The organism is Nocardiopsis sp. SBT366, assembly GCF_001083815.1.
Lineage (GTDB): Bacteria > Actinomycetota > Actinomycetes > Streptosporangiales > Streptosporangiaceae > Nocardiopsis > Nocardiopsis prasina.
In genome coordinates this window covers 1-14666 of sequence record NZ_LAVM01000116.1, presented here as the reverse complement: position 1 = coordinate 14666, position 14666 = coordinate 1, and the positions used below count along the sequence as shown (strand labels likewise).

Sequence of the window (14666 nt, the reverse complement as noted above, 5' to 3'; positions counted from 1 at the left end):
TGGAGGACACGGGGCGGGGGAGAAGCCTTGTGCACGAGGTAAGTGGCCGTGGTGCCGGTCCGGGCAACGCGGGCCCTGGCGGGTCGACCCAGCGGCGGCCAAGCCCGCTGGGGCGACCCGTCCCTTGCGGTGCCAGGGAGGCGTCTACGACTCTGCCGGTTCGCGGCTCCACGGTCACCGGTGAAAGCCCACAAAGATTCGGTGGGGATTCCTGGCTCACTCGTACGGGGCGCCAGTCCCCACGCGGGCGCGACAATGGGTCACCATGTCGCGAACCAGCACCGAGACGGTCCACCCCGCCCAGGTCCGAGCCGCAGACAGCACGCACCTGTGGCACCCGTACACGACCGTGCCCGCCGCCGAGACGCCCTACGTGGTGACCGGCGCCCGGGGCGTCCACCTGGACCTGTGGTCGGACGGCCGCCACCACCGGGTCGTCGACGGCATGGCGTCCTGGTGGTCGTCCATCCACGGCTACCGCCACCCGCGGCTGGACGCGGCGGTGCACGCCCAGGTGGACCGGTTCAGCCACGTGATGTTCGGCGGGCTCACCCACGCGCCCGCCGCCGCGCTGGCCGAGACGCTCGTACGGATCACCCCGAGGGCCTCGACCACGTCTTCCTCGCCGACTCCGGTTCGGTGTCAGTGGAGGTCGCCATGAAGATGTGCCTCCAGTACCACCGGTCCACCGGTTCCCCCGGCCGCCGCCGGTTCCTCACCTGGAGGGGCGGCTACCACGGCGACACCTTCCACGCCATGAGCGTGTGCGACCCCGACGGCGGAATGCACTCGCTGTGGGGCGACGTCCTGCCCGGTCAGGTACACGCTCCCGAGCCGCCCGCGGGGTTCGACGCCCCGCCTGACCCCGCCTACGTCGCCGGATTCGAGGACCTGGCCCGGGAGCACGCGGGGGAACTGGCCGCGATCATCGTCGAACCCGTCGTCCAGGGCGCGGGCGGGATGCGGTTCCACAGCCCCGCCTACCTGCGGGAACTGCGACGGATCGCGGACACGCACGGGCTGTTGCTCGTGTTCGACGAGATCGCCACCGGGTTCGGGCGCACCGGGGAGTTGTTCGCCGCCGACCACGCCGGTGTGGTCCCCGACATCATGTGCGTGGGCAAGGCGCTCACCGGCGGATACATGACCCTGGCCGCCACCCTGTGCACGGGGCGGGTGGCGCGGGGGATCGCCGGGGGAGAGGTCCCGGTGCTCGCGCACGGGCCGACGTTCATGGGCAACCCGCTCGCCTGTGCCACCGCGCTGGCCTCGGTGGAACTGCTCACCGAGGGCGACTGGCGGGGCGACGTGGCGCGGATCGGGGCCGGGCTCCGGGAGGGGCTGGCCCCGGCCGAGCGCCTGCCGGGTGTGCGGGAGGTGCGGGTGCTCGGCGCGATCGGTGTGGTCGAACTGGACCGTCCGGTGCGCGTGCGCGAGGCCACTCGCGCGGCGGTCTCTGCCGGGGTGTGGCTGCGCCCCTTCCGCCAGCACGTGTACGCGATGCCGCCCTACGTGTGCACGGAGGAGGAGGTCGCGAACATCGCCGCCGGGATGGTCGCCGCGGCCGAGGCCTCACTGGGGGAGGAGGCCCCGGGGCCCGAAGACGAGGAGCGCGCCGAGCCCCCGGGTTCGCGAGCGAGCACTGACACGGAGGGGGACCGGTGACGTCCGTTCTCGTGGTGACCGGCACCGGCACCGAGGTGGGCAAGACCGTGGCCACGGCGGCCGTCGCGGCACTGGCGGTGGCCCGGGGGCGCCGCGTGGCCGTGCTCAAGGCCGTCCAGACCGGAGTGGGACCCGACGAGGAGGGTGACGCCCGCACCGTCGCGCGGCTGGTCCCCGGGGCGACGACCGCCGAGACGGTCCGCTTCTCCGAACCGCTCGCCCCCGCCACGGCGGCCTCCCGCGCGGGAGGGGTGGGCCCGGCTGCCTGGGAGGTGGCTGACCGCGCCCTCGACCTCGCGCGCGGCCACGACCTCGTGCTGGTGGAGGGCGCCGGAGGGCTCCTGGTCCGGTTGAACAAGGACAGGGAGACCCTGGCCGACGTGGCCGAACTCCTGGCGGCCCCGGTGCTGCTGGTCGCCGACCCCCGGTTGGGCACACTCAACGCGACCGCCCTGACCGCCGAGGCCCTGCGTTCACGCGGACTCGTCCCAGCCGGGGTCGTGGTGGGGTCCTGGCCCCGCGATCCGGACCTGGCCATGCGCTGCAACCTCACCGACCTGCCCGAGATGGGGGCCGGACCGCTCTCCGGCGTCCTGCCCTCCGGCATGGGCGCCCTGGCCCCGGGCACGTTCACCACGGTGGCCCGGCGATCCCTGGGCGTGGGGCTCGGCGGCACGTGGTCCCCGCTGGAGCGGCGCTGAGACCCGGCGCGGACCGGTACGGCGCCGCTCCGCAGCCGCCCCGCCGCCGCCTCCACTGGCGGACCCCTTCAAGGCCGCGGCCGATTCTTTGTGCCGTTCCACGGCAGACGCACCCTGCCGCGCGCCGATACGTTGCCACTGCCAGCCCGAACACCGCCTTCCAGGGGACCCCTTGAACCTGCTCATCACCGGCATCACCACGCAGTCCTCCATCGCCTACGCGATCGCGGAGGAGGCCATGAACCAGGGCCACGAGGTGATCCTGACCAACCCGCCCGGCCGTGCCTTCTCCATCTGCGAGCGCATCGCCAAGCGGCTGCCCAAGGAGCCGGTCGCGGTCCTGCCCATGGACGTCACCGACCCCGCGCAGATCGCCGCCACGGCCAAGGCGATCGGTGAGCACTGGGACCACGTGGACGGCCTGCTCCACGCCATCGCCTTCGCGCCCGAGACCGCCCTGGGCGGCAACTTCCTCAACACCGAGTGGGAGGACGTGTCGAAGGCGATCCACATCTCCGGCTACTCGCTGGCCGCCCTCACCGTGGGCCTGCGCGACCTCCTCGCCAACGCGCCCGAGGGCGCCGGAGTGGTCTCCCTGACCTTCGACGCCAGCGTCGCCTGGCCCGTCTACGACTGGATGGGGTCGGCCAAGGCGGTCCTGGAGAACTCCGCCCGCTACCTCGCCCGCGACCTGGGCCCGCAGGGCATCCGCGTGAACACCATCTCCGCGGGTCCGATCAAGTCCCTCGCGGGCGGTTCCATCCCGGGCTTCTCGCAGATCGCCGACTCCTGGTCGGGCCACGCCCCGCTGGGCTGGGACACCAAGGACACCACCGTGGTGGCGGGCCCCGCGCTCTTCCTGATGTCGCCCGCCGCCCGCGCCGTCACCGGCACGGTCATGCACGTGGACGGCGGCTACCACGCCATGGGCGCCCCGCTCGCTCCGACCCCGGGCCCCACCCCGGCCTGATCCCGCGCCACGAGGGGCGCGCGGGAGGGATCACCGGGCCCGGCCGTCAACCGTGACGGCCGGGTCCGGTCTCGTCGGTGGTTCGGCTGACCCGAAGGCCCACACCCGGGCCCGACCGCTCATCCGACACCCTCAGACCCGTGGGTCCGGCTCGGGCGCGGGGACCGGCGAGCCCAGGGTGAAGGCCCGCGGCCCGGGGCCGTGGGAGCGCAGGTGGGCCGTGCGCGCCTCGACCTGCTCCGGCGTGATCACGGTGGCGGAGCAGGACCACCACAGGGCCCGCTCCACCTCGGGGAAACGACCGGTCGCCACCCGGTGGACGAGGAGGTCGTCGTGGGCCCGCTCCACGAAGGAGCGCAGGTCGGCCGCGGAGCGCCAGCGGTTCACCACGCGCACGGCGGTCCCCTCGTCGGAGAAGTGGACCTCGCCGAGGTGGCCCGGGTGGTCCTCGGCCAGGGTGCGGAGCGCCGCGACCAGCACCGGCAGGTGGCGGGGGTCGCCGAACAGCGTGCGGGACTCCACCAGGACCGCACCGCGCCCGCCCTGGGCCGTGGACACACGGTGCCTCAGGGTTCTCACGGGCGCGGCCGCGCGGTGGACGGTTTGGGTGGGAAAGAGGGTACGCATGGGGCCTCCCGACTCACTGGACCCCGGAAGCGAGGTCCACTCCGGCTCTGGTGGACTCGGTGCAACTGATGCCAGTATCGAAGTCCGACGCGTGAGCGAGGAGAGCCAATGGAGCCGAAAATGGACCCTGTTCGACGCACGGACGAGCTGGTGGACTCCCTGGGCGCCTGGTCCACCGGGAACGGTGCCCTCCACCGGCGGTTGTCCGACGCCCTGCGCGGGCTGGTCGACCAGGGCACCCTGGTCCCCGGCGAGCGCCTGCCCTCCGAACGCGGCCTGGCCTCCGCGCTGCGCGTCAGCCGCACCACCGTGGTCTCCGCCTACGACCACCTGCGAGCGGATGGGGTCCTGGAGAGCCGTCAGGGCAGCGGTACCCGGGTGTGCGGGTCGAGAGCGCCGGTGCGCTCGGACGGGTGGAGCTCCAACGGCACCGGCAACCCCGTGTACCGCAACCTCCTCCACACCGACGAGAACCTCATCTCCGCCTCGTGCCTGCGCACCCCCGGCCTGGCCGGTGTCGAACGGGCCATCCGCGAGGTCACCGCCGAGGACCTGCCCGCCCTCATGGCCGAGGGCAACTACCACCCGCGCGGACTCCCGGCCCTCCGCGAGGCGATCGCCCGCTACTACGAGCGGCAGGGCCTGCCCACCCACCCCGACCAGATCGTGGTCACCACCGGCGCCCACCAGGCCGTCGCCCTGGTCGCCCAGCTGTACCTGCGCCAGGGTTCCCCGGTGGTGGCCGAGGACCCCAGCTTCGCGGGCTGCCTCGACCTCATCCGGGACCGGGGCGCTCGGATCCACCCCGTCCCCCTGGATGACCAGGGGATCGACCCCAACGGGGTGCGCCGCGCCTTCGCGGAGACCTCACCGCACCTGCTCTACGTGATGCCCTCGTACCACAACCCCACCGGAACACTCATGTCCGCGGCCCGCCGTCGGGAACTGGGGGAGCTGTCGGCCCGCCACGGGGTGCCGATCCTGGAGGACAGCGCGTACACGGGGCTGCGGGCCGACGACGAGCCGGCGCCGCTGGCGGCCCACGCCCCGCGCGGGGCGGAGGTCGTGACCGTCGACTCCCTGTCCAAGGTGGGTTGGGCGGGTCTCCGCCTGGGCTGGCTGCGCGCCCCCGCCGAGATGGCGCTCCGGCTCAGCCGCCGCAAGGTGCTGGCCGACCTCGCGAGCCCCCTGCTCGACCAGGCGGTCGGCGTACGCCTGGTCGACCGCTACGCCCAGCTCGCCCAGGAGCGGTCCGACCAGCTCCGCGAGGCGTTGACCCACGTGGAACACCTGCTGCGGCGGGACCTGCCCGACTGGCGGTGGCGGACCCCCGAGGGCGGCGCGGCACTGTGGGTCCACCTGCCCGGGACCAGTGCCCGCGCCTTCGCGCAGGTCGCGCTCTCCCACGGTGTGGAGCTGGTCCCCGGACCAGCGATGTCGGCGTCGGAGAACGGCCGCCACGACGAGTACTTCCGGCTTCCCTTCGCTTACGACCGCGCCACCCGGGAGGAACTGGTGTGGCGCCTGGTCCGCTCGTGGCGGGAGCTGGACCGGCACGGTCCGGTCCAGGTCCACCCCGACGCCCTGGTGGTCTGACCTGCTGGAGGACCCCGGACAGCAGCGAGGGCGGCACCTCACGGTGCCGCCCTCCGCCGTTCCCACCCGACCGGTCGACGACCGGCGGGCACGGATGACTAGCCCAGCTGGACCTTGCGGGCCTCGGCGAAGCGCTCCTGGACGTCGGCCCAGTTGACGACGTTCCAGAACGCCTTGACGTACTCGCCCTTGACGTTCTTGTACTGGAGGTAGAAGGCGTGCTCCCACATGTCCAGCATGAGCAGCGGCTGCGTGCCGATGGCGATGTTGGCCTGCTGGTCGTACAGCTGCTCGATGATCAGACGCTGACCCAGGGCGTCCCAGGCCAGGATCGCCCAGCCCGAACCCTGGATGCCGGTGGCCGCGGCGTTGAAGTGCGCGCGGAAGGCGTCGAAGGAACCGAACTGGTCGTCGATGGCCGCGCCCAGCTCGCCCTCGGGCTTGTCGCCGCCCTCGGGGGAGAGGTTCTTCCAGAACACCGAGTGGTTGACGTGGCCGCCCAGGTTGAACGCGAGGTTCTTCTGGAGCAGGTTCACGGTGCCGAAGTCGCCGGCCTCACGGGCTTCCGCCATCTTGTCCAGCGCGGTGTTGGCGCCGGAGACGTAGTTGGCGTGGTGCTTGTCGTGGTGCAGCTCCATGATCTGACCGGAGATCCACGGCTCCAGGGCCGCGTAGTCGTAGGGCAGTTCGGGAAGCGAGTATGGCGCAGACATCTCTGACGCACCTTTCCAAATGACGCGAATCTTCGGGCTTACAGCGATGGGATCGCTCTAGTCAGCAAGCTATCAGCCAGGCGGCCGAGCACCCGATGTCAGGCTCTTTACACTCGGCGCCGGGAATAAACGGCCGCCGGGGGCCTACCGCCGAAGGTCCCGTGGAACGGCCCGGACTCCGCCCGGGCCGACACACACGGGCCCGGCGCACCCCCGTCCGCTCAGGCCTTCCCCCAGCCTTCCCGCGCGCCCGAAGCACAAACCATCACGCTTGTTCACGAACCTCCCGAAATGCGCCGGAGGCGGGGTTCGGCATCCGACCGTCCTAACCTGGCCGGGCTGTCCGAGACCCGCTCGACGGGTGTGCCGGAGGACGTTGTTCGGGAGTTGGCCCGCCATTCACCGGGCGGGCATCGGGAACGGCGAAAATGCAGCGCCGAATTCGAGTGACGGAACCCGTTCAGACGCCTCGTTCGGCGCACAGTCTCCCTAGCACTCCGAGGCCGCCGCCGCTCATGCACACGTCCATTTCCAAGGCTCTCGCCGCGAGGGCCGCCTCCTTCCCGTCCCTTCCCGACGACATGCGCGCTAAGGGCCGCGCCGGTGTGTTCCGGCCCGAGATCGAGGGGTTGCGCGCGGTCGCCGTCCTCCTGGTGGTCGTCTACCACATCTGGCTCGGCCGGGTCTCCGGAGGCGTCGACGTCTTCCTGATGCTCACCGGGTTCCTGATCACCGGTTCCCTGGTCCGGAGCGTCGAACGGGAGGGACACGTCAGGTTCGCGGCCTTCTGGGCCCGGCTGTTCCGGCGCCTCGTCCCCGCCATGGCGGTGGTCCTGGCGGCGACCATGGCGGCGGCGTACCTGTGGCTGCCCCGCTCCCGCTGGGGCGACGTCCTCGACGAGGTCCGCGCGGCCGCGCTCTACCACGAGAACTGGGCCCTGGCCCACGCGGCGGTGGACTACCTGGCCAGGGAGGCGGCGCCCAGCCCGGTCCAGCACTTCTGGTCGCTGTCCATCCAGGGGCAGTTCTACCTGCTGTGGCCGCTCCTGGTCACCCTCGCGGTGTTGGCGGCCACACGGCTGCGGCTGCCGTTCCGTGTGACGGTCCTGGCCCTGGTCACGGCGGTGTTCGCGCTGTCCCTGAGCTACTCGGTCTCCGTCACCGCCCGCGACCAGGCCTGGGCCTACTTCGACACGGGCGCCCGCCTCTGGGAACTGGCCCTGGGAGGGATCCTGGCCCTGGTCGTCCACCGGGTGAAGCTGCCGCTGCGCCTGCGGGTGTTCCTGGGGTGGTTCGGCCTGGTCGCCCTGGTCTCCTGCGGGTTGCTCCTCTCGGTGTCCACGCTCTTCCCCGGCTACGTCGCCCTGTGGCCGACCGGTGCCGCCGTGCTGGTGATCCTCGCCGGGACCACCGGCAGCCCGCACGGCGCCGACCGCCTGCTCACCTGGGGGCCGCTTACCGCGATCGGCAGGCTCTCCTACTCCCTCTACCTGTGGCACTGGCCGGTCCTGGTCTGCTACCTGGAGGCCACCGGGCGTTCCCTGGCCACACCGCTCGGCGGCCTCGGCGTCTTCGGGGCGTCCCTGTTCCTGGCCTGGCTGACCCACCGCTTCGTGGAGGGCGGCCTGGACCGCTTCACCCGCCCGGTCGCCCGACGCACCCCCGCGTGGTCGTCGGGGGTCGCCGCGGCGCTGATCGTTCCGGTGCTGGCCGCCTCGCTGCTGTGGACCGGCCACATCGACCGGGAACAGGCCGAGCGCGCCCAGGAACTGGCCAACGCCGACAGCTACCCCGGGGCCCAGGTGGTCACGGATCCCGATCTGGCCGCGGTCCTGGCCGACGTCCCGGTCCGGCCGGACCCGGCGGACGCCCGTCAGGACCTGTCCTGGCACCACCAGGAGGGCTGCCACGTCACGCTCGCCTCGGAGGAGCTGGTGGTCTGCGACACCGGACCCGCCGACGCCGAGCGCACCATCGCCATGGTGGGCGCCTCGCGGGTCGCCCACTGGCACCCGGCCGTGCAGGCGGCCGCCGACGCCCGGGGATGGCGGCTGGTCTCCTTCACCAAGAGCGGTTGCCAGTTCAGCACCGAGACCTACCACCGCGACGGCGCGGTCTTCGACGAGTGCGAGGTGTGGAAGGCCAAGGCGATGGCCGAACTGGAGGAGTTGCGCCCCGACGCCGTCCTGACCTCCTCCACCCGTTCCACACTCGACACGGAGAGGGTCCACGACGGATTCCTGGAGATGTGGGAGTGGCTGGACGGGTTGGGGATCAAGGTGATCGGTCTGCGGGACCTGCCCCGGCTGACCTACAGGGGCGCGGAGTGCGTGGAGGCGGGTCCGGTGGACCAGTGCGTGTCGGCGGTCTCGGCCAGCCAGGACGAGGTGGACCCCGCCACCCTGGTCGAGCTGCCGCCCAACGTCACCCTGATGGACCTCACCGACCAGGTGTGCCCCGACGGCCGATGCGACGCGGTGGTCGGCAACATCCTGGTGTTCTGGGACCACTCACACGTCACCGCGACCTACGCGCGCACGCTCGGCCCGGCGATGGAGGAGGCCCTCGCTACGGCCACCGGCTGGTGACCCGGGGCCGGGTGACGGCGAGGTGATTTCGCGTGGGTCCGGACGCAGAAGTGTCCGGACGTGAAACAACGGTGATGCGTTGGTGAACGCCGGGGGAATTGATTCCCCTCCGGGTTTCGATTTCCCCGGCGAACAACTCCGAGGGCGCTTTGAGGAGTTAGTGTCGAAAGTGTCCGGGACTTTCTCTATAAAGCCCGGATCTTCCCCGATTCCCGCTGCCACGCGACCCCCGTGGAGGACCCCCTTGCGCACGCTCCGCCGCCGAGCCAAACCCCTCCTCGCGATCGGTGCCGTCCTCGGCCTGACCGTGCTCGCCCTCCCGTCGGTATTCGGGGTCCTGGCCGTACTGAGCTGGGCGGAGGCCGTGATCGCCACCGCCGTGCTCCTGCTTGGCGGGCTGGTGTGCGCGCTCGGCGCGGGCCTGTGGACGCTCCGGCGCTCGATGCGCACCCTGGCCGCCTCCGTCGACGGTCACACCCGGAGGGTCACCGAGGTGCTCGGCCAGGACCGCCTGGAGATCACCCGCTCCCTCGACGGGGTGGGCGAGCGGCTGGCCCGGATCCAGGACCACGCCCTGCCCAGGGCCAGCAGGGAGATCCAGCGGGCCGTCACCGTCCAGGGCCGGCACGACTACGAGCAGCAGGTCGCCTGGTCCGAGCTGCGCGAGTACCTGGACGTCGCCCCCTTCATGCCCGCACTGCGCGGCTGGGCCGCGTCACCGGACGTTCTGCGCCTGCTCGTCCGGCTGATCGACCGCCACCGCCCCGAACTCGTGGTCGAGTGCGGCAGCGGCGCCTCCAGCGTGTGGATCGGCTACGCGCTGCGCCGGGTGGGAACCGGACGCCTGGTCGCGATCGAGCACGAGGAGCGGTACGCGGAGCTCAGCCGGGACCTGGTCGCGGCGCACGGCCTCGACGACGTCGTGGAGGTCCGCCACGCACCGCTCACCGAGGTCAAGCCCGAGCTGGCCGGGGCCGAACCCGACGGTCCGGTCGAGTCCCAGCCCCTGTGGTACGACCTCTCCCGCCTGACCGGCCTGGACCGTGTCGGACTGCTGTTCGTGGACGGGCCGCCCCAGGCCACCGGCGTGCAGGCCAGGTACCCGGCGGTTCCGGCGCTGCTGACGCACTGCACCGACGACGCCGTGGTCGTCCTGGATGACGCCGACCGGCCCGACGAGCGCGCGCTGGGGGACCGCTGGGTCGCCGAGTTCGGCCTGCGCCGTACGGAGGAGCCCTCGGAGAAGGGCGCCCACGTGTTCACCCGTCGGATCCCCTGACCCGACGCGGTGACCCACCCCGCTCCCGACACCGCCCGGCGGCCAGCCCCCAGCCGCCGCCCGACCTCGAAGGCCACCCGATGATCACCACCGTCCTTCGGAACGCCCTGCGCGCTCGTGGCAGGGAACCGGCAGTGCTCTGCCACACCGGCGCCGACGCCCGGGCCGAACTGGCCGGACTGTCCACCGGACCGGGCGACGTGTTCCTGGACCTGGACGCCCGGCCCCTCGGCGAACCCGTCCTCGACGACGACCGCGTGGCGGGGCTGGTGGCGGTGGTCGCCGCCACCACCACCGACCTCAACCGGGTCCTCACGGCCGCCGTCCACCTGCCCCGCGCCGCGCACGTGGTGGTGGCACTGGTCGCCACCCCGGGCCACCAGGAGCCCCCGGTCCCGGTGGGTCCCGGCATGGGCCAGTGGCGCGACCTCCAGGAACTGCGGGTGCGTCGGGTGGGCAGCCGGGGCTGGGTGTGCGAGCTGTTCTTCCCCAACGCGATCGAGTCCGCCCCGGTCCTGGACGCGGTCCTCCACGGCACCCGGGGCCGACGCCGGGGCCCGGCCGTCACACCCTTGGCCGCCCTGAACGGCGCCGAGGCCGCCCTGTGGCGGCCCGGCGACACGGGCGCCCACGGTGCGGCGCAGGAGGGGCCGGTCCCGCTGCGCCGGGTCACCCCGGTGGGCGACCTCGCCCTGCGCGTGCACGGCCCCGCCGCCCCGCCCGCCTGGACCGACGCGACCGTGCCCGCCCTGGACCGGACCACCACCCGCACCGACTCCTGGGAGGCGCTGACCGGCCCGGACGGCCACGAGTGGGCCGCCCGCTCCGCGCTCCTGGCCACCGACCGGCCCGGCGCGGACCCCGTCCAGTGGATCGCGCCCATCGACGAGTCCACCGTCAATCCCACCGGCTTCAACAAGGCCGAGAAGGGGCCGCTGGCCGACCTCACCCTGCGCGGCGACCGCGCCGTCATCGCCGATGGCCGCAAGGAACTGGTCACGGTCGCCCCGGACGGGACGGTCACGGACGTGGACCTGTCCCGGCTGCGCCACCTGCGCGGCGTTCGGGTGGACTGGTCCGGTCACAGCGGCCCCCACGCCGCCGTGCGTGCCGTGGCCTCCCTCGCCGCCGGTGGCGTCCCGCTGGTCAGCGGACCGGTCCCCACCTGGGCCGCCGGGCTCGGTGCCCCGCTCACCGCGCTGCTCGACACCGCGACCGACGCCGACCTGTCCGACCGCCTGGCCCGCGAGGAGCACAGCGTGCGCCTGCGCCGCGCGGCCCTGTACACCCACGGCCTGCGCTCGCGTTGGCGCGCGCTCGCGGCCGAGGCGGGGGTGCCCGTGCCCCCGGCCCCCCGGGTCTCCGTCATCCTGTGCACCCGCCGCCCCGACATGGTGGGGTTCGCCCTCGCCCAGATCGCCCGGCAGCGCGGTGTGGAGGCGGAGACCGTACTCACCCTGCACGGATTCCCGGCGTCGCTGCCCGAGGTGCGCGCGGCGATCGACGCCCACCGGTCCACCGGCCTGCCCCTGGTCGTCCACGAGGCACCCGCCGACCGGGTCTTCGGCGCCGTGCTCAACGACTCCGTCGCCCGGGCCTCCGGCGACCTCATCGCCAAGTGGGACGACGACGACTGGTACGGCCCCGAACACCTCGCCGACCTGCTCCTGGCCCGCACCTACTCCGGGGCGGAGCTGGTCGGCGCCGGCCAGGACTTCGTCTTCCTCCAGGAGATCGACCTCACGGTCTGGCGCAGCCGGGAGTCCGAGACCTCCACCCGGTTCATCGCCGGGGGCACCATCCTCACCGACCGCGTGGTGCTGGAGGAGACCGGTGGGTTCCGCCCGCTGCCCCGCGCCATCGACACCCAGCTGCTCATCGCCGTCACCCGGGGCGGTGGCCGCGTCCACCGCACCCACGGGCTGGGCTACGTGCTGCGCCGCACCGGCGGCGGACACACCTGGTCCGAGGACATGGCCTACTTCCTGCACAACTACGCCCGACAGTGGTCCGGCTGGCGTCCCAGCTCCCTCCTCGAGGGCCAGCCCGCTCCTCTGGGGAGCGGCGCTGAAGCCGCAAGCCCGGCCGTGACCACACAGCACACGGGGGGACACCCTTGACCAGTACCGAAGAACACACCGTCCCGGCCGTGGATCCGGTCCCCGCCACGGGCCCGGAGACCGTCCCCGGGCAGCCGCTCCCGCGAGGCGCGGTGGACTTCGGCGGCCAGCCCCGGCTGCGCCGCAACGACTACGCCCCGCTGACCCCGCCGCCGCTGGGGGAGTGGACGCCCACGCTGTCGGTGAGTGTGGTGATCCCGGCGCACGGCCAGCCCGAGAAGCTCGCGCTGGTGCTGGCCTCGCTGGCGGCCCAGAGCTACCCGGCGCACCTCATGGAGGTGGTCGTGGTGGACGACGGGTCACCCGAACCCCTCGCCCTGCCGCGGGTGCGCCCGGAGAACACCCGGCTGGTCACCTCGGCGCCCGGCGGCTGGGGTTCGGCGCACGCCGTCAATACCGGGGTCGCCTCCTCCTCCGGGCAGGTGGTCCTGCGTCTGGACGCCGACATGCTCGTCTACCGCGAGCACGTGGAGTCCCAGATGCGCTGGCACCACCAGATCGACTACGGGGTCGCCCTCGGCCACAAGATGTTCGTGGACTTCGACCCGGCCGCGATGACCCCGGAGCACGTGCGCGACGAGGTGGCCGCCGGACGCGCCGAGGCCCTCTTCGACCGGGAGACCGCCGACCCGCACTGGGTGGAACGGCTGATCAACAGGAACGACCGGCTGCGCACCGCCGGACGCCTGTCCTACAAGGTGTTCATCGGCGCCACCGGATCGCTGCACCGGACCCTGTTCGACGCGGCGGGCGGGCTGGACGCCGCCCTCATCCTGGGCGGCGACACCGAGTTCGCCTACCGGGTGGCCCAGCGGGGCGCGGTCTTCGTCCCGGACCTGGACACCAGCAGCTGGCACCTGGGCCGCTCCCAGATGCAGACCCGGCGCGACGCGGGCACCCGCTACCGGATGCCGTACGTGTCCAACCGCGTCCCCGACTTCCACCTGCGGCGCAAGCTCCCCGAACGCCAGTGGGAGGTGCCGCTGGTCGACGTCGTGCTGAACACGACGGGGCACACCTTGGAGGAGGTCGAGGCCACCGCGTCGGCCCTGCTGTCCGGGACCACCCCGGACCTGCGCCTGTGGATGGTGGGCCCCTGGGACTCACTGGACGACGGGCGACGATCCCCCCTCGACGAGGAGGCCCTGGACACGCGCCTGGTCCAGGAGACCTTCCGGGGCGATCCCCGAGTGCGGTTCGTCGGGACCGCCCCCGCCCGCGATCCGCGTGTCACCTTCCGCCTGACCGTGGGGGCCGGAGCCGTCCCTGCCGCCGACGCCCTGCGCGACCTCGTCAAGGAGATCGATAGGGAGGGCGCCGGACTGCTCTGCGCGCCCCTGCCCGGCGCCACCCGGGGCGACGGGGTCCTGCGCCTCGAACGCGCCTCCGCCTATGCCCGCGCCCTGCATCTGGAACCGGAGGCGACCGGCACGGATCTGGACCGGGTGGTGGAGCTGACCCACGGGACGCACTGGATTCCGGGGGAGGGCTTCGTGGTCTGCCCCGGGGCCGAGGACACCCCCAAGGAGAGACCGGAGGTCATCCAGAGACGGTTGGACCGTGCCCTGGCGGAAGCCGACCGCCTCCGGGCCAGGGCGGAGCGGGCCGAACGCAAGCTGCGCTGGTTCACCCCCGGACTGACCCGGAGGGTACTGCGCAAGCTGGCCCGCTAGCGGCGGCTGACCGGGGTGGCGGCCCGGGGCCGGGGTGGTTCTGTCCACGTGACAGACACGCCGTGACGGTAAGTCACCGTGTGTAACCCCAGTGGCTAGGGTGGGCGGTGTGACCGGACAGGACCGGTTCGCACCTCCACCCACTCCGAACCCCGGGGTCGCCGATGATCAGCTCAGTCCTACGCCAGGCGTTGCGCGCACGCGGCGACGAAGTGGCGGTCCTCTGCCACACCGGGGACCACGAGTCGACCCTGAAGGCGCTTTCCGGCCTGCGGTTGCGCCCCGACGACCGGACGGTCGACCTCGACACGCATCCCCTCGGGGAACCGATCGAGGTCGCCGGGGTGGGCGGAGACGGCCAGCCCGAGGCGGTCGGGCTCGTCGCGGTGGTCGCAGCCAGCCTCACCGACCTGCGCCGCAGCCTCGTCACCGTCAACGCCCTTCCCCCCACCGTCCACCTGGTCGTGGTGGTCGCCGACACGCCGGGGCACCACGGCCCACTCGTCCCGAGTCCGCCGGGCATCGACGAGTGGAACGACCTCCTGGAGATGCGCGTCCGCCGTCTGGGAAAACGCGGCTGGACCTGCGAACTGTTCTTTCCCAACTCCGTCGAGACAGGGCAGGCACTCGACTGCGTCCTGCACGGAACCACGGGCGGGCGGAAGGTGACACGCGGATCGCGGGCGGGGGCGGTCCCGACGAACCGCACTCGGGGATCGCCCCGGAAGGTCTCC

General features: G+C 72.9%; 9 protein-coding genes and 2 pseudogenes. 9 read left to right on the top strand and 2 right to left on the bottom strand.

The genetic code is table 11. From position 1 onward, the window contains the following. The first annotated feature begins 265 nt into the window (after positions 1-265). From ADX84_RS23685 to fabI, 3 genes and pseudogenes are all read left to right on the top strand, one after another. Positions 266-1665 (top strand): annotated as a pseudogene (locus ADX84_RS23685) (adenosylmethionine--8-amino-7-oxononanoate transaminase). Further along, complete coding sequence (gene bioD / locus ADX84_RS23680; protein WP_049579350.1) at positions 1662-2366, top strand: dethiobiotin synthase; 705 nt, start codon at positions 1662-1664, stop codon at positions 2364-2366. Before ADX84_RS23685 ends, bioD begins: the two are co-directional and overlap by 4 nt. A 172-nt stretch (positions 2367-2538) precedes the next feature. Next, positions 2539-3336, top strand: a complete 798-nt coding sequence (gene fabI / locus ADX84_RS23675) for an enoyl-ACP reductase FabI (RefSeq protein WP_017543862.1) — start codon at positions 2539-2541, stop codon at positions 3334-3336. Positions 3337-3468: 132 nt separating this feature from the next. On the opposite strand, the gene ADX84_RS23670 is transcribed toward fabI, so the two are convergent. Then, positions 3469-3894 (bottom strand): DUF3291 domain-containing protein, encoded by a 426-nt coding sequence (locus ADX84_RS23670; protein ID WP_234004186.1) that lies wholly within the window; start codon positions 3892-3894, stop codon positions 3469-3471. Positions 3895-4083: 189 nt separating this feature from the next. Between ADX84_RS23670 and ADX84_RS23665 the strand changes: the two genes are divergently transcribed. After that, complete coding sequence (locus tag ADX84_RS23665) at positions 4084-5559, top strand: PLP-dependent aminotransferase family protein (RefSeq protein ID WP_082206739.1); 1476 nt, start codon at positions 4084-4086, stop codon at positions 5557-5559. Positions 5560-5657: 98 nt separating this feature from the next. On the opposite strand, the gene ADX84_RS23660 is transcribed toward ADX84_RS23665, so the two are convergent. Then, entirely contained in the window at positions 5658-6272 is a 615-nt protein-coding gene (locus ADX84_RS23660) for a superoxide dismutase (protein WP_017543865.1), read from the bottom strand. A 515-nt stretch (positions 6273-6787) separates the two neighbouring features. On the opposite strand from ADX84_RS23660, the gene ADX84_RS23655 reads away from it, so the two are divergent. From ADX84_RS23655 to ADX84_RS23635, 5 genes and pseudogenes are all read left to right on the top strand, one after another. After that, entirely contained in the window at positions 6788-8860 is a 2073-nt protein-coding gene (locus ADX84_RS23655) for an acyltransferase family protein (RefSeq protein ID WP_049579344.1), read from the top strand. 244 nt (positions 8861-9104) lie between these two features. Then, positions 9105-10139, top strand: coding sequence for a class I SAM-dependent methyltransferase (locus tag ADX84_RS23650; protein WP_049579341.1), 1035 nt, complete (start codon positions 9105-9107; stop codon positions 10137-10139). A gap of 80 nt (positions 10140-10219) precedes the next feature. Further along, positions 10220-12259: a glycosyl transferase family 2 gene (locus ADX84_RS23645; protein ID WP_049579339.1), complete on the top strand. Its 2040-nt coding sequence runs from the start codon at positions 10220-10222 to the stop codon at positions 12257-12259. Then, on the top strand, positions 12256-13932 hold the full coding sequence (locus ADX84_RS23640; RefSeq protein WP_199776682.1) for a glycosyltransferase family 2 protein: 1677 nt from the start codon (positions 12256-12258) through the stop codon (positions 13930-13932). Before ADX84_RS23645 ends, ADX84_RS23640 begins: the two co-directional genes overlap by 4 nt. A 164-nt stretch (positions 13933-14096) precedes the next feature. Then, positions 14097-14666: pseudogene (locus ADX84_RS23635) on the top strand (glycosyl transferase family 2); the annotation flags it as partial.